Origin of the sequence: Flavobacterium sp. (assembly GCF_049318325.1) — a bacterium.
GTDB lineage: Bacteria > Bacteroidota > Bacteroidia > Flavobacteriales > Flavobacteriaceae > Flavobacterium.
Window position 1 is genome coordinate 1 of record NZ_JBMOGQ010000011.1, and the last position, 25851, is coordinate 25851.

The following is a 25851-nucleotide window of genomic DNA, read 5'->3' on the forward strand; positions in this document are numbered from 1 at the left end:
TGTACAAATTGAATTCTTATTTTTGTGGAATGGAAAACATTTTCACCGACGAATACTTCATGAAAAAGGCTTTGCAAGAAGCAGAAACAGCTTTTGTCAAAGGTGAAATCCCTGTAGGCGCTATTATTGTCATTGACAATAAAGTTATTGCTAGAAGTCATAATTTAACCGAATTACTAAACGATGTTACTGCACATGCCGAAATGCAATCTATAACCGCAGCCGCAAATTTTTTAGGAGGGAAATATTTAAAAGACTGCACCTTATATGTTACTTTAGAACCTTGCCAAATGTGTGCTGGAGCTTTATATTGGAGTCAAATTTCTAAAATTGTTTTTGGAGCACGTGATGAACAACGCGGTTTTTTAACCCTCGGTTCCAAACTCCATCCCAAAACCTTACTGAAACAAGGAGTTCTAGCAGAAGAAAGTGCTGATTTAATGAAACGTTTTTTTGCCAATAAAAGAAAACAATAAATTATAGGAATTTACAAGATTAAACAAGCACTACTTTTAATCTAGATAATTATTTAGAATAAAGAGTCTTATAAAAAGTTAAATCTTTCCATTGAAATTTATTTAACATAAAAAAAACCGCCAATCTCATGAAAGGCGGTTTCTCTTTATTTAATTTCTTTTCCGTTACTATCAAAAAAATGATATTCTAGATACGTATAAGCATCACGAGGAATTATTTTTATCCATTTTTTATGTTCTAAGAACCACTTAGAACGTATAGATGGAAAACCTTTTTTAAGGTATGCTGCCACAAATGGGTGAACGTTAAGTTTCACATTATTATGGTCTTTAATAATTTTTTCAAGTGAAAAAGCAATCTTATCAATGATTTGAATTGGAGCATCTACATCGCCACTTAAATTATTTGGATTCTCTTCTCTTGTTTCAATATTTACTTCTGGTCTTACACGTTGTCTGGTAATTTGAACTAAACCAAATTTACTAGGTGGTAAGATTTTGTGTTTGGCTTTATCGTCGCTCATTTCCTCTTTCAAGAAATTGTATAGAACTTGACGATTTTCAGGATTTTGCATATCGATAAAATCGACTACAATAATTCCGCCCATGTCACGAAGTCTTAATTGGCGTGCTATTTCTGCTGCTGCAATCATGTTCACTTCAAGAGCTGTATCTTCCTGATTGGTTGCTTTATTAGAACGGTTTCCGCTATTTACATCAATTACGTGTAAAGCTTCGGTATGTTCAATAATCAAATAAGCACCTTTACTCATAGAGACAGTACGTCCGAATGAAGTTTTTATTTGACGTTCTATATGATATTTCTCAAATAGTGGGGTGTCGTTTGACTGATAAAACTTCACTATTTTTTGTTTGTCTGGAGCTATTTCTGCTAAATAGTCCTTTGTTTCTTGGAACAACTCTTCATCATCAATATGAATACCAGTAAAGGTATCATTAAAAACGTCTCTTAATATGGATGATGCTTTATTAAGCTCTCCTAACACTTTGGACGGATGATGAGCAGTTGGTAATTTTTTACACATTGCAGTCCATCTATTCATAAGATTCTGCAAGTCTTTTTCTAATTCTTCTGTTTTTTTGCCTTCGGCTACTGTTCGCACAATAACACCAAATCCTTTTGGTTTAACTGCTTGCACCAATTTTTTCAATCGGTCTTTTTCTTCTTTTTCTTCTATTTTTTGAGAAATAGAAACTCTGTCAGAAAATGGTACAAGAACTAAAAATCTACCTGCAAAAGAAAGCTCCGAGCTTATTCTTGGTCCTTTGGTAGATATAGGTTCTTTAACCACTTGCACTAAAATAGATTGATTAGCGTTTAGCACATCTGCTATTGCACCATCTTTATCAATTTCTTTTTCAAACTGAAAGGTTTTTAGGGAGAAATCTTTTATTTTACCTGTATTTACAAGTTTTATGAATTTCAAATAAGAGAGTAACGCGGGGCCTAAATCATGATAATGTAAAAAGGCATCTTTTTCAAAGCCTACATTTACAAAAGCTGCATTAAGTCCTGGAACTGGTTTTCTAATTTTGGCAACAAATATGTCACCAACTAGAAAATTACTTCCTTTTTCTTCTTCTTTGTGTAATTCTATTAGTTTTCCATTTTTTAGTAAGGCAAAATCTACAGCATTTTCACCACTTCTGATGATTAATTCTTTATTCATGTTGTAAATTTTTATCCCTTCAAAGTTATTAAGTTAAAGGGTATTCAAACCCTAAATCCTAATCCCAAAGTAAGGATGGATTAAACATTATTTTATGTATTACCCGGTGAATTTTAGAATGAAATCAAATAATGTAAGATTATAATTTATATAACTAGTCTCTACATTAGGGTTTCTATATATAAAATTCATTTTCAATGAACGTTTAAAAAGAAAAAAGTAGTTTAAAACTACTTTTTCTTTTTGTGACGGTTAGCTCTCGCTCTTTTTTTACGTTTGTGAGTAGCTACCTTATGTCTTTTTCTTTTTTTACCGCTTGGCATGGTATAAGTTTTTTTGGATTAATAAATAAGTTTTTTAAACTGCAATTTCAGTTTTAGTTTTTACTGCTTCTACAAATACTTTTGCAGGTTTAAATGCTGGAATATTATGTGCAGGAATTTTAATTGTAGTATTTTTTGAAATGTTTCTACCTGTTTTTTCAGCTCTTGTTTTGATAATAAAACTACCAAAACCTCTCAAGTAAACATTATTCCCACTTTCTAATGATGATTTCACCTCTTCCATTAATGCTTCTACTGTAGATTGAACATCTCCTTTTTCAAGCCCTAATTTTTCTGAAATTTTTGCTACGATATCTGCTTTCGTCATTTTCTTTCGTATTTAACAATTAATTATTTAATTTTTTTAAGGTTGCAAATATATGAATAATAAAAACAATATTTCAAGCATAATCTATTAAAATTTAATCACATAAAGATTTATTTTTGCAATCCACAATATAACTATGAGATTCTCTAATATACTTATCCAATGGTATTTACAAAACAAACGTGATTTGCCGTGGCGAAATGATACGAATCCATACTCGATTTGGCTTTCAGAAATTATGTTGCAACAAACTCGCGTTGCTCAAGGATTACCTTATTTTATACGTTTTACAAATGCATTTCCTACTGTTTTTGATTTGGCAAATGCCGATGAAGAAGATGTTTTAAAACTATGGCAAGGTTTGGGCTATTATTCAAGAGCCAGAAATCTGCATAAAACTGCAAAACAAATTGCTTTTGAGTTTAATGGCGAGTTCCCTAAAACTTATAATGATTTATTACATTTAAAAGGAATTGGCGAGTATACTGCTGCAGCAATAGCATCGTTTGCCTATAATGAAAGCGTCCCGGTTGTTGACGGCAATGTTTATAGAGTTTTGTCGCGCTATTTTGATGTGGAAACCGATATTGCATCTGTTGGAGCCAAAAAAGAGTTTACACAATTAGCAGCGGAATTATTGCCAAAAGGGGAAGTTAATTTATTCAATCAAGCCATAATGGAATTTGGGGCGTTGCAGTGCGTGCCAAAAAAACCTAATTGTGAAATATGTGTTTTTAATGATAGTTGTATTGGGTTGCAGAAGAAAAAGATTGCTCAACTTCCGGTAAAATCTAAAAAAACTAAAGTTACTAAACGTTATTTTAATTATTTGGTTTTTTCAGATGAGAACAATAAAACAATTATCAGTAAACGAAACCAAAAAGGGATTTGGCACAATTTATATGAGTTTCCATTACTTGAAACCGAAAAAGCTGAAAGTGATACAACGGTTTTGGCGTTAATTGAAAATCAAAGTTTTGTTGAAAATGCTATTCTTGAAATTCAATTATCCAATCCTGAGGCTATTGTTCACAAGCTTTCGCATCAGCATTTAACTGTTAAATTCTGGAAAGTTAAGGTGCAAGGAACGCTTGACGACGGAATGGATTGTGAATCAGCAGCTGAATTTCCTTTTCCTGTTTTGATTTATAATTATATTTCTAACCAATGGTTTTAAATTTCAAAAAAAGTAGTAAATTTGAAAGACCCGAGGCACACTATGCTGAATTGTATGGATCGCAGCGACTCGAGCGAATTCGACAGCCGAAGGAAATAAATCTAATTTTGCATAAAAATGAATGGTACCTTAAATAAAGTAATGTTGATTGGTCATCTTGGTGACGATGTAAAGATGCATTATTTTGATGGTGGTAATTGTATTGGCCGTTTTCCTTTGGCCACTAATGAAGTCTATATCAACAAACAAACAAACGAAAAAATAACTTCTACCGAATGGCATAATCTTGTTGTTAGAAACAAAGCAGCCGAAATATGTGAAAAGTATTTGTCAAAAGGAGATAAAATTTTTGTTGAAGGCAGAATAAAATCACGCCAATGGCAAGCTGAAGACGGAACAACAAAATACACCACTGAAATACAAGTCACCGAATTTACATTTTTGACTACAAAAAAAGAAGTTGAAGGACTGAAAACAACACAAAATTTAGAAACAAAAAACACTAATTTTGCAGCGCCAAGTCCGACAGCAACCGAAAATGATTTGCCGTTCTGATATTGTTTAACTAATCTATACTTCATTGGACGCTGAGCCCAGTACAAATTTACTTGCAACTATTGACACCGATTTACTTTTTGGGATTATAGCTATTGTATTTTTTTTATTATGTTCTGCCATGGTTTCTGCTTCAGAAGTCGCGCTTTTTTCTCTTTCACAACAAGATCTAAATACTTTATCAGAAGAAGATTCTTCGAAAGCTAATCTAATTTCAAAATTACTGCAACGACCAAAGAAACTTTTGGCTACTATTTTAGTTGCTAATAATTTTAGTCATATTGGAGTTGTGATAGTTTTTTCTTTTGTGGGAAACGATATTTTTTCGGCTATAGAATCTCCTATTTTAAAGTTTGTTGTTGAAGTAATTTTGATAACCTTTCTTATTCTTTTATTTGGTGAGGTCTTACCCAAAATTTACGCCAGTAGAAATAATATTCAATTCTCAAAATTTGTTGCCAATCCTTTGTCGATATTAGACAAACTACTTTCGCCAATTAGCTTCCCAATGCGTGCGATTAGTGATTATTTACATGAAAAATTAGGAATGCAAAAATCAAACATTTCGGTAGAACAATTATCACAGGCGCTGGGATTAACATCTACTGAAGACACAACATCGGAAGAACAAAAAATATTAGAAGGCATTGTTTCTTTTGGAAATACAGATACAAAGCAAGTCATGAGTCCAAGAATTGATATTTTTGCCCTTGAAATGGAAGAGACTTTTGCAGAGATTTACGAGAAGATAGTCGACAAAGGCTATTCAAGGATTCCCGTTTATAGAGATAACATTGACCATATAGAAGGTGTTTTATTTGTCAAAGATTTGATTCCACATATCAATAAAAGGGAATTTGACTGGAATAAACTAATACGAGAACCGTTTTTTGTTCCCGAAAACAAGAAATTAGACGATTTGTTGAAAGAATTCCAAAGTAAAAAAAGTCATTTGGCAATAGTGGTTGATGAATATGGAGGAACATCTGGTTTGGTTTCTCTTGAAGATATAATCGAGGAAATTGTAGGCGATATTTCGGATGAGTTTGACGATGAAAATTTGAATTACTCTCAGATAGACGACAAGAATTTCTTATTTGAAGGTAAAATAAATCTTAAAGACTTTTATAGAATTGTAGATGTTGATGAGGAAATATTTGAAATCAGTAAAGGTGAGGCTGAGACATTAGCTGGTTTTATATTAGAAATTTTAGGTAATTTTCCCAAGAAGGGACAAAAAATTCATTTTACCAATGTCCATTTTACCATTGAAGCTGTCGATAAAAAAAGGATAAAACAATTAAAAGTAACACTTGAATAATATAAAATGCTAAAAAAATCAATTAGTCTTTTCTTTGTGCTGATAACATTATTTTTTGTAATAAGCTGTAAAGATGAGGTTTTACCAAAACCTGCCAGCCAATTGCGATTGGATTATCCAGTTGCCAAATACGCTCATTTCAGCAATCATTGTCCATTTGAATTTGAAATGAATGAAGATGCGGTTATTAAAGAAGATAAAGACTGTGGCTTTTCTATTCATTATCCAAAAATGAAAGCGACGATTTATTTGACATACAAAATGGTCAATAAAGATATAGATTCACTATTGAGAGATGCGCAAACATTGACCTATAAACACGTTATAAAAGCGGATGATATAATGGAACAACCTTATGTAAACTATAACAAAAAGGTTTATGGAATGTTCTATCGTGTAAATGGAAATGCGGCAACCAATGCGCAATTTTATGCTACCGACAGCATCAAACATTTTGTTACCGGCTCAGTATATTTTTATGCCAAACCAAAATATGATTCCATTATGCCGGCAGCAGATTATATTAAAAATGATATGCAGCGCTTACTTGAAACAATTAATTGGACCCAAGGGAGATAGGGCGAACGGACCGAAGTTATAAAAAAAAAGAACTCATTTGAGTTCTTTTTTTGTTATATTATTTTAGGATTAAATTTTCTCTTTTGTCTGCATTCCTGAAACCTTGTAAGTTTCACCATCCCCTGTAGATTCAACCGTTTTGCTTAGATTTTCCGGACTTATAACCGCTGCATCAAATTCTACTGTTGCTTGTTTTTTATCAAAATCAACAGTCGCTTTTTGAACACCGTTCATTTTGGATAATTTGCTTTCAATGGTTTTAGCACAACCCATTGCACATGTCATACCATCAATCTTAAAACTAGCTGTTTCAGGTTTTGCAGCAACTGCAACTTCTTTTTTAGTGTTGGTTTCATCTGATCCTGTTATAGGTTTACTCGCAGTATCTTTACAACTAAACAGTAAGGTTGAAGCAAGACCAAAAGCTAATAGTGACTTGGTGAAATTCATAATTTTATAATTTGTTAGTTGTGGATATTTTTAATCACGAACAAAATTAGTAAAAAATAAAAGCGGTTATTCTTAAAATAATTACAAAATTTGATCCGATTAAAAAACAAGTATGAAATGAACTTATGGAAAACTTTATAAATTATGAAAAATACATAAGCTAATTGAACATGACAAATAAAAATTAATAATTATCTCCATATGAAATTACCACAGTTAAAATGGATTATTCTAATTACACTTTCCCTAATTTGGGGAAGTTCATTCATACTAATAAAACAAGGATTATATGGGTTAAATCCTTTTCAGTTGGGTTCGTTGCGAATTATTTTTTGTGCCGTTTTTCTATTAATCATTGGGTTTAATAGTTTAAAATCAATAGCGCAGCATCAATGGAAATATATTGCGTTGACTTCGTTGTTTGGAACCTTTATTCCTGCTTATCTTTTTGCTATTGCACAAACCAAAGTTAGTAGCTCTATTTGTTCTATTTTGAATTCGTTGACTCCATTAAATACGCTGATTTTAGGGGCAATTGTTTTTGGATTAAACTTCAGAAGGAATCAGATTTTCGGAATTATAATAGGATTAATTGGCACTGTAGTTTTGATTTTTAACGGAAGAGCACAGGGAGTTTCGGAAGATAATTCCTATTCCGTTTTTGTTCTAATTGCTACAGTTTGTTATGCCACTAATGTTAATCTGATAAAAAAATATCTCTCCGACATGAAGCCATTGAGTATTACAACAGGAAATTTCTTAGTGATGTTGGTTCCTGCGATTTTTATTTTATATTTTACTGATTTTAGTACCAAAATGAGTTTACAGTCAACACAGCACGCTATGTTTTTTGTTATGATTTTAGGAATTGTTGGAACTGGAGTTGCCAATGTGATTTTTTATAAGCTTATTCAAATTTCATCGCCGATTTTTGCTTCATCGGTTACCTATTTGATTCCGGTAGTGGCTTTCTTATGGGGAATTTTTGATAATGAAATGCTCACACCGTTGCAATTTTTGGGAGCTTTTATTATTTTGATTGGCGTTTATTTGGCTAATAAAAAATAAAAAACCCGACTCGTTTTTTTGAACGAGACGAGTTTTTTATAAAATTTAATTTGAACTTAATTATTTAAAATCGGCATCACTAACATCTTCATTGATTTTAACATCACTCATTTTGATGTCTAATTCAAAACCAACATTCATTATAGTATTGAAAGGAACTTTTACTCCTTTTACTGCTCTATAATCATTGAAGTTTGTTACTCTAGTTATCTTTTGTCCACCTTGCTCTTCAGTAGAGGATTCAGCAGTTTTTAGACCTGATTTTACATCAAAATAATAAGTAGTATCTCCATCAACAAGTGCATAAGCATCAGCACCGTTCATTGGCTCAATTCCTGAAATTGTTACACCTGGTTTGTTAGCTAACAAAGTTTCGTTGAATAATACTGCGCTCTCTTTCATTTTTGCAAGCTCTTCACCTTCTAGAACTTTTTTCTGACCTTGTTGCATTATGTATCCGGTATTTCCGTTTACCACTTGTTTCATTATAGAACCCATTCCGGCCATAGAAAGCTCGACCATCATTTTTCCTTTTGAATCAGTTTTTGAACTATAAGACAAAGGCATTGGTGCTTGTGGAATTGTTGTAGAACCAGTATAGGCAATAGATTTCACAGATTTCACCGCTTTGTCTCCACCAATCGCGGCTACATAAGCATCGATTACAGTTTTTGCTGTAACTCCTGCAGGAACCGGTTTTTTCATAGCTGGCTTTTCAGTTGGATTTCCGAATTTATCAAAATAGAACATTGGAATTTTTGTACTTTCCAAACCTGAAATTACCTCTGAACCTTTTCCAACCACTATAATTCTAGCATTGTCTGCTAAAAAGTATTTGTTTGCTACTCTCATTACATCATCTGGAGTAACTGCATTGATATTTTTGATATAGTTTTCGTAGAAATCAGCAGGCAAACCTTCAGTTTCAATATTTAGAGCATAACGAGCTACAGTCGCTGGTTTTTCAACTTGCATTACAAATTTTCCAACATATCCTGCTTTTACATTATTTAATATCTCATCCGTTACTTTTTCAGTTCTGATTTTCTTTAATTCTTTTAAAGCTTCAACAACAGCACTGTCAGTTACTGCATTTCTAACTTGCGTATTTGCTTTAAATAAGCTATACATATTTTTATCAAAACCAATGCTTGATCTTGCACCATAAGTCCAACCGTGCGCTTCTCTCAAATTCATGTTTAAGTAACTATTGAAATCACCACCATAAACTTGATTTGCTAAAATTACAGGGAAAAAGTCAGCATCAGTCATTTTTAAATTAACAGTATTTAAAATTGTTATCTCTGACTGAACTGCATTAGGCATATCGACAAAGTTGATTTGTGAATATTGAACATTACTCGGATTAGAATAAGATAATCTTGGTGCAGTAGCTTTTGTCCATGAACCAAAAAGATTTTCGACTAATTTTTTTACATCTTTTGTTTTTACGTCTCCAACAATTACTAAATAGGCATGTTCCGGCACAAAATACGTTCTATAATTTTCTTTTACATCGGCAAGTGAAACGTTATTTATTGTTTCTTCAGATAAATATTCTCCAGAAGGATGATTTTTTCCATAAGCTAATACTCTCTCGACTCTACTTGCAACAGCAGTAACACTTTTCTCTTGTGTCTTTAGACCTTCAATAAGTTTCTCTTTTTCTTTGTCAAATTCATCTTGGGTAAAGTTTGGCATTAATGCTCCTTCTGCCATTAATTCCATAATTCTTTTAGCATGTTTTGATAATCCGCTTGCAGAAGCACCAGAAGAGTAAAAGTTTATGTTTGCTCCTAGAAAGTCGATTTCTTCATTGAAAGGATCTTTGGCTGTTTTGGTTGATCCATTTCCAATTAAACTACTTGTCAAATCATCAACACCTTTTTTGTTACCTTCAGCATAAGGAGTGTTGTCAATAGTTAAGCTGTAAGAAACTCTTGGAAGCTTATGATTTTCAACTACCAATACTTTTAATCCGTTTGGCAAAGAAAAAGTTTCAGGTTTTTTTATGTTGATTTTTGGCGCTGGCCCTGGTTTCGGTTGTGTTCTGTCTTGTGCTTGCATAATTAAAGTTAAAAACAAGCTTGATAATACGATTATTTTTTTCATTTTGTGTAAGTTTATTTATTGTCAGCTTTGTCTTTCGCAGGTACATAATCCAAAATCAAACGTTGATTTGGATTTAGATATTTTTTAGCTGCAGCTCTCATTTCTTCACGAGTTACAGAACGTAATATATCTATATCGGTGTTTATTAAATTAACATCATCATATAATAAGTAGTAAGTTGCTAAATTTTCAGCTACACCTTCAATACTTGAATTAGCATCTACATAATTACTTTCATTGATGTTTTGTAATTTTTGAAAATCATTTTCAGAAATTAAATCCGTTTGCAATTTCACAATTTCTTCATCAACTTCTTTGATTAAGTCAGCTGAGGTAAAATCTCCTTGTGGCATTCCATAAAGAATATATTGTCCGTAATCTTCTTGCGCATAATTGAACGCTCCGATTTGCAAAGCCATTTTCTTATCGTCAACAATTTTTTTGTAGAGTTTAGACCTCTTTCCGTTACTTAAATAAGTCGATATCATATCCAATACTCTAGCATCACGTGTTTTCATAGATGGAATTCTATAGGCAGCAACAACCATTGGTTTTTGGATGTTTGGGTCTTCGTATGTAGCTTTAATTGTTTCAGTGATTGGTGCTTCTACAAATGTTTCTTTTTTCAATTCTACACCTCTTGGTATTGGCCCAAAGTAATCTTGAATCCATTTTTTAGTTTGTTCAACATCAATTTGACCTGCCACTACTAATACAGCATTATTTGGAGTATAAAACTTTTTGTTAAACGCTTGAAATTCTTCTAGTTTTGAAGCATCTAAATGCTCCATAGAACCAATAGTTGCCCAACGGTAAGGATGCACTTTAAACATGTTCTTTTTTACTTCAGCAATCAATTGCCCGTATGGTTGATTGTCTACACGAAGTCTTTTCTCTTCTTTTACCACTTCATTTTGAGTGTCAACTCCAATTTGGTTGATAACCGGATGCATCAATCTTTCTGATTCCATCCACAAACCTAATTGCGCATTATTAGAAGGGAAAACTTCAAAATAATAGGTTCTGTCTTCTGTAGTATTGGCATTGTTAGTTCCTCCGTTAGAAGTTACTATTTTAAACCATTCACCACGTTTAATGTTTTCGGTTCCTTCGAACAATAAATGTTCGAAAAAGTGTGCAAATCCAGTTCTTTCCGGATTTTCATCTTTTGCACCTACATGATACATAACAGAGGTAATTACAACTGGAGCCGATTGGTCATTGTGTAAAATCACATGTAAACCATTTGGCAAATCGTATTCCTCGAAAGCGACCTTTTGGGCCAGAGCTGTTCCTCCAAGCATAAGCATTGAACTTAAAGCGATTAATGAATTTTTCATAAAAAATTTAAATTTTTTCGTTGATTTTTTGTTAGTAAACTAACTTTAAAATTTGTTACACCAAAAGTAATTTATTTTATTTAGATTAAAAAAAATAATCTGTTTTATAATGTTTCATATAACACTTTGATTAACAAGTTTAAACTTTTTTTTGGTTAGGGTTGTGTGTAAAAGAAATAGTATTATATTTGCAACCCGAAAAGTCGGGAATATTAAATTAACTAAACATCATTGTTATGTACGCAATCGTAGAGATAGCAGGGCAACAATTTAAAGTAAGCAAAGACTTAAAGGTTTATGTTCACCGTTTGGCTAATGAAGAAGGTTCAAAAGTTTCTTTTGACAAAGTTCTTTTATTAGACGATAATGGAAACATTACTTTAGGCGCCCCAGCTATAGAAGGTGCTTCAGTAGAAGCCAAAGTGTTACAACACTTAAAAGGAGACAAAGTAATCGTTTTCAAAAAGAAAAGAAGAAAAGGTTACAAGAAAAGAAATGGGCACAGACAATCTTTCACTCAAATTCTGATTGAAGGTATTAGCGCAACCAGTTCAAAAAAAGCGGTTAAAGCAGAGAAAGTAACAGCAGAACCTAAAGTAGAAAAAGCAGAAAAAGCAGTAAAAGTAGCAGCGCCAAAAGCGCCAAAAACTACTAAAGTAAAGAAAACTGATGCTACTGCAACTGAAGATAACATTTAATATTTAAAATTATACGTCATGGCTCACAAGAAAGGTGTCGGTAGTTCTAAGAATGGTAGAGAATCAGAATCAAAACGTTTAGGCGTAAAGATTTATGGTGGTCAAGCTGCAATTGCAGGTAACATCATTGTTAGACAAAGAGGTTCTAAACACAATCCAGGAGAAAATGTTTACATGGGTAAAGATCATACTTTACATGCAAAAGTTGCTGGTGTAGTGAAATTCCAGAAAAAAGGTGATAACAAATCATTTGTATCTGTAGTTCCATTTGAAGCATAATAGCAAACTCTTATAATATTCAAAACCCGATTCAGTAATGAGTCGGGTTTTTTTATTTCCGCCTTAGCTGGCGAAACGGATTCTTGTCATTCCAGAGGAGTCGGGGTCTATAAATGACTAAATTTGGGTATTCGAGGAATGTCCACTGGACATTCTATTTTAATCCCTAAGTGATTGTAAACAAAAACCCTCACATCACTGCAAGGGTTTCTAATTGAGATTCTTCCTTCGTCAGAATGACAAAGTAGAGGATTAGTATCTGTAATACTCAGGTTTAAAAGGCCCTTTAACTTCTACACCAATATATTCTGCTTGGTCAGGTCTTAAAGTTTCCAATTCAACTCCTAATTTCGCAAGGTGCAACATCGCTACTTTTTCATCTAAATGTTTTGGTAACATATAAACTTCATTTTTATAGGAAGCACTATTTTTCCACAATTCAATTTGAGCTAAAGTTTGGTTGGTGAATGAATTACTCATTACAAAACTTGGGTGACCTGTAGCACAACCTAAGTTTACCAAACGACCTTCGGCCAAAATGATTATATCTTTTCCTGCGATAGTATATTTATCAACTTGTGGTTTGATTTCTACTTTAGATGCGCCGTGGTTTTTGTTTAACCAAGCCATATCAATTTCGTTATCAAAGTGACCAATGTTACAAACGATAGTTTTGTCTTTCATTTTTTCGAAATGAGAACCCAAAACGATATCTTTATTTCCAGTTGTTGTGATGATGATATCAGCATTATCAATAACTGTGTTTAATTTTTTAACTTCAAACCCGTCCATAGCCGCTTGTAATGCACAAATTGGGTCGATTTCAGTAACTGTTACGATAGAACCTGCACCACGGAATGAAGCCGCAGTTCCTTTTCCAACGTCACCATATCCACAAACAACAACTCTTTTTCCGGCTAACATAATATCAGTAGCTCTACGAACAGCATCAACTGCCGATTCTTTACAGCCGTATTTGTTATCAAATTTTGATTTAGTAACCGAGTCATTTACGTTGATAGCCGGCATGAATAAAGTTCCGTTTTTCATTCTTTCATATAATCTGTGAACTCCCGTTGTAGTTTCTTCAGATAATCCTTTGATACCTGGGATCAATTCTGGATAACGGTCAAATACCATGTTGGTCAAATCGCCTCCATCATCCAAAATCATGTTCAATGGTTTTCTATCTTCACCAAAGAATAAAGTTTGCTCAATACACCAGTCGAATGATTCTTCATCAAGCCCTTTCCAAGCATATACTTGAATTCCGGCAGCAGCAATTGCAGCAGCAGCTTGATCTTGCGTAGAGAAAATGTTACAAGATGACCAAGTAACTTCAGCACCAAGAGCAATTAATGTTTCAATAAGAACAGCTGTTTGAATGGTCATGTGAAGACAACCAGCAATACGAGCACCTTTTAAAGGTTGTTCGTTTTTATAATCTGCTCTAAGTGCCATCAATCCAGGCATTTCAGCTTCTGCCAATTCAATTTCTTTTCTTCCCCAAGCTGCAAGCGAAATATCTTTCACTTTAAAAGCTACATAAGGTAATGTTTGTGTACTCATCTATTATGTATATTTGTTTTTTAAATTCTGGCGCAAAATTACAACATAGGTTTTGATTTTAATAATTTATTTTTAAAATTATGAATTGTTTAGCCATATAATCTTTTGAAAAACAGTAAAATACTAAATGCCTTTACTAAAAACCATAGCCTTAAACGATTACACACAACTGTTTGTTTGGAAAATAACCGAAACTTTAGGCGAGCTTTTTAGCAATGTTGCACTTAAAGATGTCTCACTGGCAAGAGTGGAAAGTATGAAATCCGAAAGCCACCAAAGAGGGTTTTTAGCGGTCAGAAGATTATTGATGGAAGCAGGTTATTCAGACTTTGATTTGTATTACGATGAATTTGGTAAACCACATTTAGGAAATGGCAAACACATTTCCATTTCTCATTCACATGATTTTTCGGTTATTGTTCTTAGCGATGTAAATGTTGGCGCCGATTTGGAAATCCTAAAAGAGAAAACCCTGAAACTTGCACCGCGTTATATGGATGTTTCTCATTTGGAAAATCTTTCTAGGTCGGACGAATTGATAAAAGCAACAGTCGTGTGGGGAATTAAGGAATCTGTTTTCAAAATCAAAAATGAAATAGGTATCAGTTTTAAAGACAACATCTTTGAGGATGATTTTAATTTGGAAGATAAAAAATGTGGTGTTTCACTTCAATTCAATGATAAAACCGAACGTTTCAATATTGTTTTTGAATTTATTGAAAACTATGTTTTTGTATGCGCGTTTAGCTCCATTCCGATTTAACTAGCTTCGATAAAATAATTTAAATAACAAACACATTCATTGCAATAGCCAGTATGCTAAGCACTATGCTGAAAATAGTCATATTGAAAACCGTTCTTGGGGTTAACTGTGCTAAAATCCCAACATTTACAATGGTGCAAGTAATAACTACGAATCCTAACTGGAGCATTTGTGCCAATGAGTTTCCGTTTTCTAAGATATACATTGCAGCGATTCCGCCTAAACAGCTTTGCCCAATAATGACTAGGGCTGCAAACCCAATATAACTTTGTTGAAAATCTCCCAGTGTTTTTTGATATAGTGTCATGATATTATGATTTTTATGAATTAATAGAGTAAAATTAATATGTTAAGAATCCATAAAAAATGATATAAATCATGTTTTGTAAAATTTTATGTATTTTAAAAAAGGGTTACATTTACAATCCTTAAACGAAAAACAAAGCACATGTTATATGAGCAAATTTTATCGGCCAGAAAAGAGTGCAAAAAACTTCTTGCTATTTTAATCGACCCCGATAAGGTAGTGATGAATGGCATTTCGGTTTTGACAAAAAAAATAAAGTTATCGCCTGCCACACATATTTTTGTCGGCGGAAGTTCGTTTAACGGTAATCATTTGGATGAAATAATTATAAAATTAAAATCAGAAATTAATTTACCGATTCTACTTTTTCCCGGAAATCCTTCTCAAATTTCAGCAGAAGCGGATGGAATTTTGTTCTTAATGTTGCTTTCGGGAAGAAATCCGGATTATTTAGTGGAACATCAAGTTAATGCGGTTCCTATTTTGGAAAAAACAAATTTAGAAATCATTTCTACGGGCTATATTTTAATAGAAAGCGGAAGCGAAACTGCAGTTGAACGAATAAGCAAAACAAAACCGTTACAAAAAACAAATGCAGAATATATTGCACAAACCGCAAAAGCCGGCGAATTAATAGGAAACAAAATACTCTATCTCGAGGCCGGAAGCGGGGCCTTAAATGCTGTCTCAGAGGAAATTATAAAAGAAGTTTCGAATAGAATTTCAGTTCCGTTGATTGTTGGTGGTGGGATTAGGTCCAAAAATCAAATTGATGCTGCTTATTCAGCCGGTGCCGATTTAGTTGTTATTGGAACTGCTTTTGAAAATAACATTAACTTTTTTGATAATTAATAACTTTGTCACACTGAGCCTGCCGAAGTGCCAATCCCAAATCAAAGATGTTTGAATTCATATTTAATCAATACAAAGACTATCCAACCTACGAAATCCTACTTGAAGTAATTGCTATTTTTTTCGGTTTGTTGAGTGTTTGGTATGCCAAAAAAGATAACATCTGGGTTTTCCCAACTGGAATAATAAACACAGCGATTTATGTCTATTTGCTATGGAAATGGTCTTTGTTGGGCGACATGATGATTAATTTTTACTATGTCATCATGAGTATTTATGGCTGGTATAATTGGACTCGTAAGAAAGATAATGTAGTCCAATTCAAGATTTCGAGAATGAATTCTTACGAAAAGAAAGTTTCCGTTGTCATTTTTGTGTTAACGATAGGATTTGTGTTAGCCGTTTACACATTTTTTGATAAATTTACGCACTGGACATCCTACGTTGATACCTTGGTTACAGGAATTTTCTTTGTTGGAATGTGGCTTATGGCGCGACGAAAAATCGAGAATTGGATTTTATGGATTGTTGGTGATATTATTTCGATTCCAATGTATTTCGTCAAAGGATATTCGTTTACGAGTATTCAGTATTTAATTTTTACAATTATTGCCATTTTTGGCTATTTAGAATGGAAGAGAATTTTACAACAAAAGATAATTTAATAAAACACTACGGTTTTACCGAAGCAGATTTTGAACAAATAAAGGCTTTGGATATTTCTTTGGATAAAATCGAAGGTGAACTTTTATTGTTTCAATCAGGAATCCCAAAAATTAATCTCGAAAGACCAGCTACTATAAATGATGGTATTGTAAAATTATCAAATGAAGAGTTTCAAAATTTCGCTGACTTTTTTGATGTTAGAAAAGAGAAATTAAAACTCAAAAAATTTGTTCCTGCTTCTGGAGCCGCAACAAGAATGTTTAAATTTTTAAATGAGTTTCTTATAGATTTTGACCATGAACATGAAACTATAAATGCTTACATCAACAGAAAAAAAGATAAAAATTTATCGATATTCCTTGCAGGAATTGAGAAGTTTCCATTTTATGACGAGATAAAGACAAAAGTGAAAGAACTTCATGAGGATTATTATTCTCTAGAAAGTCATGAGAAAAGTTACCAGTTTATTAAAACCATGTTGTCTCCCGAACATTTTGATTTTGCTAACAAACCAAAAGGAGTTTTAGATTTTCATAAGTATGAATCAGAAATCATAACACCGGTTGAAGAGCATTTAAATGAATGTGCATTTTATGCCTGCTCAAATTCAGTTTCGCATTTGCATTTCACAGTTTCTGATCATCATGAAGATTTGTTTAAAACCATAATTGCAAGTGTAAAACAAAAAGTTGAAGAGAAGTCTAAAATCACACTTCATGTCAGTTATTCTTATCAAGACAAAAGCACAGACACGATTGCAGTTACTCCAGCAAATGAACCATTTCGTAATGAAAACGGACGACTTATATTTCGCCCCGGCGGACACGGATCCCTGATTAATAATTTAAATAATCTTGATGCTGATGTGATTTTTATTAAAAACATAGACAATGTAATTCAGAATCATATTCAAGAAATTACCTTATATAAAAAAGGATTAGCAGGGGTTTTGATTGATTTGCAAGAACAAATCTTTAAAATTTTGGAAGCAGTTGAAAATAATGCAACTACCGAGAGTAATATCCCCGCAATAATTGATTTCATGGAGCAAAAATTGAATATTGATGTTTTGGAAGATTTTTATAAATATACTATCGAGAACAAATTAGAGTTTATAAAAACCAAATTAAACCGTCCGATTAGAGTTTGCGGAATGGTCAAAAATGAAGGTGAACCCGGAGGCGGGCCATTTTGGGTTAAAAGTTATAAAGGCAATGTCTCGCTTCAAATTGTTGAAAGTTCACAAGTTGATACTCGTAACCCTGAACAGCAGCAAATTTTGACAAAAGCAACTCACTTTAATCCGGTGGATTTAGTTTGTGCTACCAAAAACTATCGTGGTGAAAAATTTGATTTAGCACAATTTATTGACCCCAGTACAGGTTTTATTGTTCATAAAAACAACAAAGGGAAAGACTTAAAAGGCTACGAATTGCCTGGTCTTTGGAATGGTGCCATGGCGAAATGGATTACCGTTTTCGTCGAGGTTCCATTGGTTACTTTTAATCCGGTGAAAACAGTAAACGATTTGCTAAAACCTGCACATCAACCCCAAAATGGAAATTGAGAAAATAATTTCAGAACTAAATTTCAAAGCCGTTAGAAGTTCTGGTGCCGGTGGACAAAATGTAAATAAAGTTTCTTCCAAAGTAGTTTTGACTTTTGATTTGAATGCTTCTCAAGCACTTAATGAACAAGAAAAAGCATTGTTGGCAATCAAATTAGCAACCAAATTAACTTCAGAAAATCTATTAATTTTAAACTGTGACGAAGACAGAAGTCAACTTAAAAATAAGGCAATAGTCACTAAGCGATTCTTAGATTTCATTAAAAAGGGATTGATTGTTCCAAAAAAAAGAAAAGAAACCAAAGTTCCCCATTCTGTTATCGAAAAACGAATAAAGGAAAAAAGAAATACATCCGAAATTAAAGAAACTAGAAAGAAACCAAAATTGTAAAATCTAACAGTCTAAAAATCTAAAATCTAAAAATCTTTTTTTATTTTTGTCCCGTCTCAAAAGGGGTGCTCTAAATAACGAGCTGAGATTATACCCAATGAACCTAGAACAGGTAATGCTGTTTAAGGATTTGACAAAAAACTAAAGTGAACGTTAGTTATTGTCAAGAGTATCATTTAATTTTTAACAAAGAATAATTACCTCTTTTTATTCGTGACTTTTTTACGAATGAAAAATTTATTTAAACAAAGTACGATGTACGATGTACGAAGTTCAAAGAAGAGCAAAATAGTTTTCTCTATTTTCTTTTCTCTATCTTCTTTTTGCTCTTTTTCACAAGAAAAGATACAGGACACTATCAAAGTCAGACAACTAGATGAGGTTTTGGTTTCAGGTGTTAGGGCTGGTAAAAAGAATCCCGTTACGTATACTAATGTGACCAAAGAAGAAATTGCTCCGCGAAATCTAGGGCAGGACATACCAATATTATTAAATTACTTACCTTCGGTTGTCACCACAACTGATGCCGGAAATGGGGTTGGTTACACCTATTTGCGTGTTCGTGGTGCAGATGGATCAAGGATTAATGTAACCCTCAACGGAATTCCGTTTAATGATAGTGAAAGTCAGGGAACTTTTTTTGTGAACTTGCCCGATTTTGCTTCATCATTAGAAAGTGTTCAATTGCAGCGCGGCGTTGGAACTTCAACAAATGGTGCCGGAGCTTTTGGGGCAAGTTTAAACATGCAGACAAAATCATTTCAGGAAAAAGCTTATGCAGAAATTGCCAATTCTGCGGGAAGTTTTGGCACGCGCAAACACACATTAGCTTTTGGAACAGGATTACACAATAATTTTGAAATGAACGCACGCTTGTCAAATATTGCCTCAGATGGGTTTATTGATCGTGCTTCTTCTAAAATGTTTGGCTATTTTTTTAATGCCAATTATATTACTAAAAAAAGTCAAATTAAATTCTTTGCCTTTGGCGGAAAAGAAAAAACCTATCAGGCTTGGTATGGCCTCGAAGATCCAGAAAAGTTAGAAAACGACCGAACCTATAATGTTGCCGGAATATATACTGATGAGTTTGGCAACACCAAATTCTATGATGATGAAACTGATAATTATACACAAAATCATTTCCAGTTGCATTGGTCCGAAAAATGGTCCGAAAAATGGACATCCAACATAGCGCTTCATTACACTTTAGGGAAAGGGTATTTTGAACAATACCGTGAAGATGAAACATTGGCTGGCTATAATTTGCCTGATTTTAATGGAAATTTTACTTCTGATTTAGTTCGAAAAAGATGGCTTGATAATGATTTTTTTGGGGCAACTTTCTCGCTAAATTATAGAACAAAAAAAACAGATATTTTGATTGGTGGTGCTGCAAATCGATATCTTGGCAATCATTTTGGGGAAGTAGTCTGGACACAATTTTACACTCCCGATACCAATAGGTATTATGATAATATTGGAAACAAAGATGATGTTAATTTCTATGTAAAAGCCTCGCAAACATTTGGAAAAATAAACTTCTTTACTGATTTACAATACCGAATGGTTTTTTATGAAGCTACCAGTTTTCGTTTTGATGATGTAAACGATACGTTTCTATTTTTCAATCCTAAATTAGGTGTGAATTATCAATTAAATTCCAAAAATGAAATTTATGCTTATGCTGGAATTGCCAATAAAGAACCAAGACGAGATGATTATGAAAACGGCAGTGTAAAACCGGAACGGTTATTTGACTATGAATTGGGGTGGAAATACAGCGCTAAAAATCTAACTGTAAATGCTAATGCTTTTTACATGAACTACAAAGATCAGTTGGTTTTAACCGGCGCATTAAACGATGTAGGTTCGCCAATATTTACAAATAGCGGGAATAGCTATCGTTACGGCATTGAAATTGAATCGGTAATCAAATTAATCAACAAGCTGACTTTTCAGCAGAACATTATTTTGAGTCAGAATAAAAATAGGGATTTCTATTTTCAGCGTGATGGAGTTTTACAGAATCTGGGCAATACAAATATTGCTTTTTCACCTGATATTGTTTTTGGAAACGTCACAACGTATTCACCAATAAATAATCTAAATCTCACCGTGTTGAATAAATTTGTTGGAAGACAATTTATGGGAAACATAGATTCTGAAACATCAGTTCTGAAAGCCTACAACATTCACGATTTGAACATTACATATTTATGGAATATTAATAAAGGAATTAAATCTATTCTCTTTTCAGGATTGGTGAACAATATATTTGATTGTAAATATGAATCGAACGGCTATTTTTATACGTATGATGATGATTTTTCTACACCTGGAGTTATAACAACTATTGAAGGGGCAGGATATTATCCACAAGCAGGAATTAATTTTTTAATTGGAGCAACCCTTAAGTTTTAAAAGCAAAAAGTTCTCTTCATTTTTTAATGAGAGGGCTTTTTGTTAATTGGTAACGTATAAATAACCGCCACTAACTTCTGCGCGATATTGTTTCATAGGATATTGTTGTCCCGGAGATTGTCCGCTATATAAATTATAAGTTGTGTTGTCACAATTACATTTTGCGTCGATTCCTGTTATTGTCATAGGAGATGTACAGATATTAAAAGCTTGGTTTGGGCAAGCCATATCAAAAGCATTGAATCCCGCACCTGTATTAAAGATAACAACACCTCTCGCTCCTTGTGATAAATCGACAAAAGGAGTGCCCCCGGCAAATGTTAGACTATTATATTGAGGTAAGCTAAGGTTTAATGACATATTTACTTGGTAATTGGGTATGTTTGGATTGTTATTATTAAATCTTCCACTATCACAACTAAATAGGGAAGGTAAAAGCAGTAATACAATATAAATTTTTTTAGCCATACCTAATAGTTTGTTTTTTTTGAATTGTTTCACCAGTTCGCTAATGCTCGTGTTAATAATCTTCGATTTCATATTTTTTTTAAAATACAATAGCAAAACAAATTTAAATTAATTAACTTTGACAGGCGTTACAAAACGTAAACAAATTTGAAATAAATTAAAAAATAATATCTTTGCAAAAAGAAATCCCGTTGCGATGGGATTTTTTCTATTTATATAAAAGAGGAAATAATGAGTACAGTATCATATTATACAGCTGAAGGATTAAAAAAATTAAGAGAGGAATTAGACTATTTAAAAAGCATTGAAAGACCTAAAGCTTCACAAGCTATTGCGGAAGCTAGAGATAAAGGAGACTTGTCTGAAAATGCAGAATACGACGCAGCAAAAGAAGCTCAAGGAATGCTGGAAATGAGAATTGCCAAACTTGAAGAAGTGCATTCAAACGCCCGACTGATAGACGAAACGCATCTTGACGTTTCAAAAGTATTGGTTTTATCTAATGTAAAAATTAAAAACCAAGCCAATGGAATGGAGTTAAAATATACATTGGTTGCTGAGAGTGAAGCCGATTTAAAGTCGGGGAAAATTTCTGTTACTTCTCCAATTGGTAAAGGATTACTAGGGAAATCAGTTGGGCAAATAGCTGAAATTACGGTTCCAAATGGAAAATTAATCTTTGAAGTTTTGGAAATTTCAAGAGATTAACTTTTTGTCACCTTGAGCGTATCCTTATGTTTCGGTAGAAGGTTTATAAAAAACAAAATTCTTAATGAGTTCAATATTTACAAAAATAGTTAACGGTGAAATACCTTCTTATAAAATAGCTGAGGATGAAAATTATTTGGCTTTTTTAGATGTAAATCCAAATGCAAAAGGACATACGCTTTGTATACCAAAACAAGAAATCAACAAGATTTTTGATATGGAGGAGGATTTGTATTTAGGCTTAATGAAATTTTCCAGAAAAGTAGCTAAAGCCGTTGAAAAAACCATTCCTTGCAAAAGAATTGGTGTTGCTGTAGTTGGCCTTGAAGTCCCACACACGCACGTGCATTTGATTCCGCTTCACGATATGGACGATATGCGTTTTCAAAGAAAAGTGAAATTATCCGGAGATGAATTTGAGCAATTAGCTTCGGCTATTCGAAGTAATTTGTGAAACTAAATTCTCGATTTATTGAGAATTTTTTTATGTCTTTTTAAAAGAAACCTGCATTGTTGTTCCTTTTCCAATTTCAGACTGCAAGACTTTTATTTTCCCTTTGTGGTATTCTTCCACGATACGTTTGGTCAGAGATAAACCTAATCCCCAACCACGTTTTTTTGTAGTAAAACCAGGTTCAAAAATGCGTTTGAATTGATTTTTTGGAATTCCATTTCCGGTATCGGTAACTAAAATTTTGACCAAATTATTGTCGTTCTCAATCACTACTGAAATTTTGCCTTTGCCTTTCATGGCATCGATAGCATTCTTTACTAAATTTTCAATCGTCCAACTGTGAAGTGCCGGATTTAGAGAAACCATAATAGGTTTTTTAGGTGCTTTAAAAGAAAATCCCACTTGTTTTGAAAACCTTGATTTCAGATAATCAAATGATTGTTCCGTTTCTTCAATAATATTCAGACGTTCCAAAACAGGCTCAGACCCAATTTTTGAAAATCTGTCCGTAATGGTTTGTAATCGGTTGATGTCTTTTTCAATTTCTGCAATTGTTGTTTCGTCTACATTATCTGCTTTCATTATTTCCAACCAACCTATTAATGAAGATAATGGTGTGCCAATTTGGTGCGCCGTTTCTTTTGCCATTCCTGCCCAAAGTTTGTTTTGAGTGGCCATTTTATTACTACGGTAGAAATTGTATACAACACCTCCAAAAAGAACAATAATCAGTATTAAAGCTATTGGATAATATTTGAGTTTGTTTAGCAGTGAAGAGTCACCATAATATAGCTGATGCGTCTGCTTTTCAGAAATTTGCATAATAATGGGTTCATTCTGATTTTTTAATTTTTGTAGAAACGCATACAGTCTGACTTTGTCTTTTAAAATATCGGGGTCAATATTGTTGGTATTTATAATAGAATCTTTTTCGGTGACTATTATAGGAATATTAGATTCCTGTATAATTTGAAACGGAAGCTCCATGTCGACATCAGCGTTCGGATCAGCACTATTTATTTTTTTTTGTGCTAATGCCCAATTCTGCATCTTGACGCGCTCTTCGTTTTTGAATATCTGAAAAAAAGTATAGGTGTTCCATAAAATCATAATTACAATGACAAAGGAAGTCATAATGATAATCCAACGGGTAAGGTTTCGTTTTTCGGAAAACAGCATTGACAAATTTTTTATAAATATAATTAAAAGTATTAAAGATTAAACTTATTACATTTGTAAAAAAGATCAAAATACGATGCTCAGTTTCGAACCACACACACTTTCTCCGGCACAGTTACAAGGCTATCTACAAAGCGCAGTTGCGCCAAGACCAATTGCTTTTGCTAGTACGGTGGATAAGTATGGCAAACCCAATTTGTCGCCATTTAGTTTCTTTAATGTTTTTAGTTCTAATCCGCCAATTTTGGTTTTTTCACCCGCACGTCGCGTTAGAAATAACACCACAAAACATACACTCGAAAATTGTCAAGCGACCAAAGAAGTTGTTATCAATGTGGTGAATTATGGTATAGTACAGCAAGCATCATTGTCGAGTACCGAATACCCCGATGGTGTAAATGAATTTCTGAAATCTGGATTAACAATGTTGCCTTCTGATATGGTAAAGCCTTATCGCGTTGCCGAAAGTCCGGTGCAAATGGAGTGCAAAGTCAACGAAATTATTGCTTTGGGAAATCAAGGAGGTGCCGGAAATTTGATTATTTGCGAACTAGTTAAAATCCACATCCATGAAAATATTTTGGATGACAAAAATATGATAGACCAACGCAAAATTGATTTGGTTTCACGACTGGGTGGTAATTGGTATTCACGTTCCAATCAAGGTTTGTTTGAAGTCGAAAAACCTTTGACAACATTAGGAATAGGAGTAGATGAAATTCCGGATTTCATCAAAAAAAGCGCTGTTTTTGACGGTAACGATTTGGGGAAACTAGGTAATATAGAAGCATTGCCAACACAAGAAGAAATTACTATATTTGTAAAGCAAAATTTTGCAGTTAAAGGTGTTTTGAGTTCGGATGATGAAATGAAAATTCACCAAAAAGCAAAAGAATATTTGAATAATAATGACGCGCTTTCGGCTTGGAAAGTGCTTTTAGCAAAATAATAATTATGGAAGTTACAGGTAAAATTAAGGTAATTAATGCTGAGCAACAAGTGAGTGCCAGTTTTAAAAAAAGAGAATTGGTTGTGGCAACGGAAGAGCAATATCCACAATTTATCAGCATTAACTTTGTGCAGGACAAATGTGATTTGTTGAACAATTACAATGTAGGTGATGCTGTAAAGGTGTCGATTAATTTAAGAGGGAGAGAATGGGTAAATCCTCAAGGAGAAACCAAATATTTCAACGATATTCAAGGTTGGAGAGTAGAGAAACTGCAAGCTGAAGCTCCAAGTGCTACAGCAATGGCTCCAATACCACCGGCGGAAGCTTTTGCACCGGCAACCAACTTCAACGAAGAGGAGCACGACGATTTACCTTTCTAGTTTTTTCTGAACCACTAAGAACACTAAATTTACACAAAGCTCACGAGGATTTGTTTAAGTTTAGTGTTTTTTTGTGTCCTTTGTGCATTCTTTGTGTCCTTCGTGGTTAAATCATTACTATGTACTTTTTATCCAAAGAGTTATATTTCCCGCCAGTTGAAGAAGCTTCCATAGAAGGTATTGTTGCTATTGGTGGCGATTTGTCTGTGGAGCGATTGCAACTTGCTTATCGTAGTGGAATTTTTCCTTGGTTTAATGAAGACGAACCCATATTATGGTGGTCTCCACCTGAAAGAATGGTAGTTGTTCCCTCTATTTATAAAGTTTCTAAAAGCATTCGGAATCTGCTTAATCAAAATAAATTTAAAGTTACGTTTAATCAAAACTTTCGCGATGTAATTATTGGTTGTCAGCAAATTGATCGACCTGGTCAGAATGGCACTTGGCTTTCCGATGATTTTGTGGAATCCTATACCAAACTTCACGAAATGGGAATTGCTAAATCGGTTGAGGTTTGGCAAAATGATGAATTGGTCGGCGGTTTATATGGTGTTGATTTGGGACACCTATTCTGTGGCGAAAGTATGTTTTCCAAAGTGCCTAATGCAAGCAAAATTGGATTTGTTACGCTGATAAATTATCTAAAAGAAAACAATTATAAACTCTTGGATTGCCAAGTGCATAATGACCATTTGGAAAAACTTGGTGCTTTTGAAGTTTCAAGAGATGTTTTTATTAGAGTATTAAAAAGTTAGTCACAGTATTTAGCCACAG

28 protein-coding genes are annotated in these 25851 nt (G+C 33.4%); 19 read left to right on the plus strand and 9 right to left on the minus strand.

Annotation, left to right across the window (positions count from 1 at the left end):
• The first annotated feature begins 29 nt into the window (after nt 1-29).
• Nucleotides 30-476, plus strand: coding sequence for a nucleoside deaminase (locus ACOYLP_RS02205; RefSeq protein WP_422854575.1), 447 nt, complete (start codon nt 30-32; stop codon nt 474-476).
• A 146-nt stretch (nt 477-622) separates the two neighbouring features.
• Here the strand turns inward: ACOYLP_RS02205 and ACOYLP_RS02210 are convergent, their stop codons facing one another.
• Together ACOYLP_RS02210 and ACOYLP_RS02215 are read right to left on the minus strand one after the other, a co-directional pair.
• Complete coding sequence (locus ACOYLP_RS02210) at nt 623-2167, minus strand: Rne/Rng family ribonuclease (protein ID WP_422854542.1); 1545 nt, start codon at nt 2165-2167, stop codon at nt 623-625.
• Nucleotides 2168-2524: 357 nt separating this feature from the next.
• Complete coding sequence (locus ACOYLP_RS02215) at nt 2525-2818, minus strand: HU family DNA-binding protein (protein WP_422854543.1); 294 nt, start codon at nt 2816-2818, stop codon at nt 2525-2527.
• A gap of 136 nt (nt 2819-2954) precedes the next feature.
• Here ACOYLP_RS02215 and mutY point away from each other — a divergent pair, with 136 nt between their 5' ends.
• The 4 genes from mutY (at nt 2955) to gldD (ending at nt 6450) form a co-directional block, all read left to right on the plus strand.
• Nucleotides 2955-3995, plus strand: coding sequence for an A/G-specific adenine glycosylase (gene mutY, locus ACOYLP_RS02220; protein WP_422854544.1), 1041 nt, complete (start codon nt 2955-2957; stop codon nt 3993-3995).
• Nucleotides 3996-4112: 117 nt separating this feature from the next.
• A complete protein-coding gene (locus tag ACOYLP_RS02225) occupies nt 4113-4550 on the plus strand; it encodes a single-stranded DNA-binding protein (protein WP_422854545.1) in 438 nt (145 codons plus the stop codon).
• 25 nt (nt 4551-4575) lie between these two features.
• Nucleotides 4576-5871 carry a gliding motility-associated protein GldE gene (locus ACOYLP_RS02230; RefSeq protein ID WP_422854546.1) on the plus strand — a complete coding sequence of 432 codons (1296 nt, stop codon included), beginning with the start codon at nt 4576-4578 and terminating at the stop codon, nt 5869-5871.
• A gap of 6 nt (nt 5872-5877) precedes the next feature.
• Entirely contained in the window at nt 5878-6450 is a 573-nt protein-coding gene (gldD, locus tag ACOYLP_RS02235) for a gliding motility lipoprotein GldD (protein WP_422854547.1), read from the plus strand.
• Nucleotides 6451-6519: 69 nt separating this feature from the next.
• Here the strand turns inward: gldD and ACOYLP_RS02240 are convergent, their stop codons facing one another.
• The gene (locus ACOYLP_RS02240) at nt 6520-6900 is read right to left on the minus strand and encodes a heavy-metal-associated domain-containing protein (protein ID WP_422854548.1); all 381 of its coding nucleotides are present in this window, start codon (nt 6898-6900) and stop codon (nt 6520-6522) included.
• A gap of 201 nt (nt 6901-7101) precedes the next feature.
• Here ACOYLP_RS02240 and ACOYLP_RS02245 point away from each other — a divergent pair, with 201 nt between their 5' ends.
• Nucleotides 7102-7968 (plus strand): DMT family transporter, encoded by an 867-nt coding sequence (locus tag ACOYLP_RS02245; RefSeq protein ID WP_422854549.1) that lies wholly within the window; start codon nt 7102-7104, stop codon nt 7966-7968.
• A gap of 60 nt (nt 7969-8028) precedes the next feature.
• On the opposite strand, the gene ACOYLP_RS02250 is transcribed toward ACOYLP_RS02245, so the two are convergent.
• Nucleotides 8029-10080: a M16 family metallopeptidase gene (locus tag ACOYLP_RS02250; protein WP_422854550.1), complete on the minus strand. Its 2052-nt coding sequence runs from the start codon at nt 10078-10080 to the stop codon at nt 8029-8031.
• Nucleotides 10081-10091: 11 nt separating this feature from the next.
• Complete coding sequence (locus ACOYLP_RS02255; RefSeq protein ID WP_422854551.1) at nt 10092-11420, minus strand: M16 family metallopeptidase; 1329 nt, start codon at nt 11418-11420, stop codon at nt 10092-10094.
• Nucleotides 11421-11656: 236 nt separating this feature from the next.
• Between ACOYLP_RS02255 and rplU the strand changes: the two genes are divergently transcribed.
• Complete coding sequence (gene rplU / locus ACOYLP_RS02260; protein ID WP_422851876.1) at nt 11657-12118, plus strand: 50S ribosomal protein L21; 462 nt, start codon at nt 11657-11659, stop codon at nt 12116-12118.
• Between the two features lie 18 nt (nt 12119-12136).
• Nucleotides 12137-12397: a 50S ribosomal protein L27 gene (rpmA, locus tag ACOYLP_RS02265; RefSeq protein WP_129434750.1), complete on the plus strand. Its 261-nt coding sequence runs from the start codon at nt 12137-12139 to the stop codon at nt 12395-12397.
• Between the two features lie 252 nt (nt 12398-12649).
• Here rpmA and ahcY read toward each other — a convergent pair whose 3' ends face one another.
• Nucleotides 12650-13966, minus strand: coding sequence for an adenosylhomocysteinase (ahcY, locus tag ACOYLP_RS02270; RefSeq protein ID WP_422854552.1), 1317 nt, complete (start codon nt 13964-13966; stop codon nt 12650-12652).
• A gap of 127 nt (nt 13967-14093) precedes the next feature.
• Here ahcY and ACOYLP_RS02275 point away from each other — a divergent pair, with 127 nt between their 5' ends.
• Nucleotides 14094-14729, plus strand: a complete 636-nt coding sequence (locus ACOYLP_RS02275; RefSeq protein WP_422854553.1) for a 4'-phosphopantetheinyl transferase family protein — start codon at nt 14094-14096, stop codon at nt 14727-14729.
• A 19-nt stretch (nt 14730-14748) separates the two neighbouring features.
• Here the strand turns inward: ACOYLP_RS02275 and ACOYLP_RS02280 are convergent, their stop codons facing one another.
• Nucleotides 14749-15036: a hypothetical protein gene (locus ACOYLP_RS02280; RefSeq protein WP_422854554.1), complete on the minus strand. Its 288-nt coding sequence runs from the start codon at nt 15034-15036 to the stop codon at nt 14749-14751.
• A gap of 141 nt (nt 15037-15177) precedes the next feature.
• Here ACOYLP_RS02280 and ACOYLP_RS02285 point away from each other — a divergent pair, with 141 nt between their 5' ends.
• From ACOYLP_RS02285 to ACOYLP_RS02305, 5 genes are all read left to right on the plus strand, one after another.
• A complete protein-coding gene (locus ACOYLP_RS02285; protein ID WP_422854555.1) occupies nt 15178-15888 on the plus strand; it encodes a geranylgeranylglyceryl/heptaprenylglyceryl phosphate synthase in 711 nt (236 codons plus the stop codon).
• A 47-nt stretch (nt 15889-15935) separates the two neighbouring features.
• Nucleotides 15936-16553, plus strand: a complete 618-nt coding sequence (gene pnuC / locus ACOYLP_RS02290; RefSeq protein WP_422854556.1) for a nicotinamide riboside transporter PnuC — start codon at nt 15936-15938, stop codon at nt 16551-16553.
• Nucleotides 16520-18121, plus strand: coding sequence for a DUF4301 family protein (locus ACOYLP_RS02295; protein WP_422854557.1), 1602 nt, complete (start codon nt 16520-16522; stop codon nt 18119-18121). Before pnuC ends, ACOYLP_RS02295 begins: the two co-directional genes overlap by 34 nt.
• Nucleotides 18111-18512, plus strand: coding sequence for an alternative ribosome rescue aminoacyl-tRNA hydrolase ArfB (gene arfB, locus ACOYLP_RS02300; RefSeq protein ID WP_422854558.1), 402 nt, complete (start codon nt 18111-18113; stop codon nt 18510-18512). Before ACOYLP_RS02295 ends, arfB begins: the two co-directional genes overlap by 11 nt.
• A gap of 228 nt (nt 18513-18740) precedes the next feature.
• Nucleotides 18741-20936 carry a TonB-dependent receptor gene (locus ACOYLP_RS02305; RefSeq protein ID WP_422854559.1) on the plus strand — a complete coding sequence of 732 codons (2196 nt, stop codon included), beginning with the start codon at nt 18741-18743 and terminating at the stop codon, nt 20934-20936.
• A gap of 42 nt (nt 20937-20978) precedes the next feature.
• Here the strand turns inward: ACOYLP_RS02305 and ACOYLP_RS02310 are convergent, their stop codons facing one another.
• The gene (locus tag ACOYLP_RS02310) at nt 20979-21476 is read right to left on the minus strand and encodes a hypothetical protein (protein ID WP_422854560.1); all 498 of its coding nucleotides are present in this window, start codon (nt 21474-21476) and stop codon (nt 20979-20981) included.
• Nucleotides 21477-21635: 159 nt separating this feature from the next.
• Here ACOYLP_RS02310 and greA point away from each other — a divergent pair, with 159 nt between their 5' ends.
• Together greA and ACOYLP_RS02320 are read left to right on the plus strand one after the other, a co-directional pair.
• The gene (greA, locus tag ACOYLP_RS02315; RefSeq protein ID WP_422854561.1) at nt 21636-22112 is read left to right on the plus strand and encodes a transcription elongation factor GreA; all 477 of its coding nucleotides are present in this window, start codon (nt 21636-21638) and stop codon (nt 22110-22112) included.
• Between the two features lie 64 nt (nt 22113-22176).
• On the plus strand, nt 22177-22566 hold the full coding sequence (locus ACOYLP_RS02320) for an HIT family protein (protein ID WP_422854562.1): 390 nt from the start codon (nt 22177-22179) through the stop codon (nt 22564-22566).
• 30 nt (nt 22567-22596) lie between these two features.
• On the opposite strand, the gene ACOYLP_RS02325 is transcribed toward ACOYLP_RS02320, so the two are convergent.
• On the minus strand, nt 22597-23745 hold the full coding sequence (locus ACOYLP_RS02325; RefSeq protein WP_422854563.1) for a sensor histidine kinase: 1149 nt from the start codon (nt 23743-23745) through the stop codon (nt 22597-22599).
• A 76-nt stretch (nt 23746-23821) separates the two neighbouring features.
• Between ACOYLP_RS02325 and ACOYLP_RS02330 the strand changes: the two genes are divergently transcribed.
• The 3 genes from ACOYLP_RS02330 (at nt 23822) to aat (ending at nt 25832) form a co-directional block, all read left to right on the plus strand.
• Nucleotides 23822-24694 carry a flavin reductase family protein gene (locus ACOYLP_RS02330; RefSeq protein WP_422854564.1) on the plus strand — a complete coding sequence of 291 codons (873 nt, stop codon included), beginning with the start codon at nt 23822-23824 and terminating at the stop codon, nt 24692-24694.
• Between the two features lie 5 nt (nt 24695-24699).
• Nucleotides 24700-25077, plus strand: coding sequence for a DUF3127 domain-containing protein (locus ACOYLP_RS02335; protein WP_422854565.1), 378 nt, complete (start codon nt 24700-24702; stop codon nt 25075-25077).
• A 119-nt stretch (nt 25078-25196) separates the two neighbouring features.
• The gene (gene aat / locus ACOYLP_RS02340) at nt 25197-25832 is read left to right on the plus strand and encodes a leucyl/phenylalanyl-tRNA--protein transferase (protein ID WP_422854566.1); all 636 of its coding nucleotides are present in this window, start codon (nt 25197-25199) and stop codon (nt 25830-25832) included.
• Nucleotides 25833-25851: the final 19 nt, after the last annotated feature.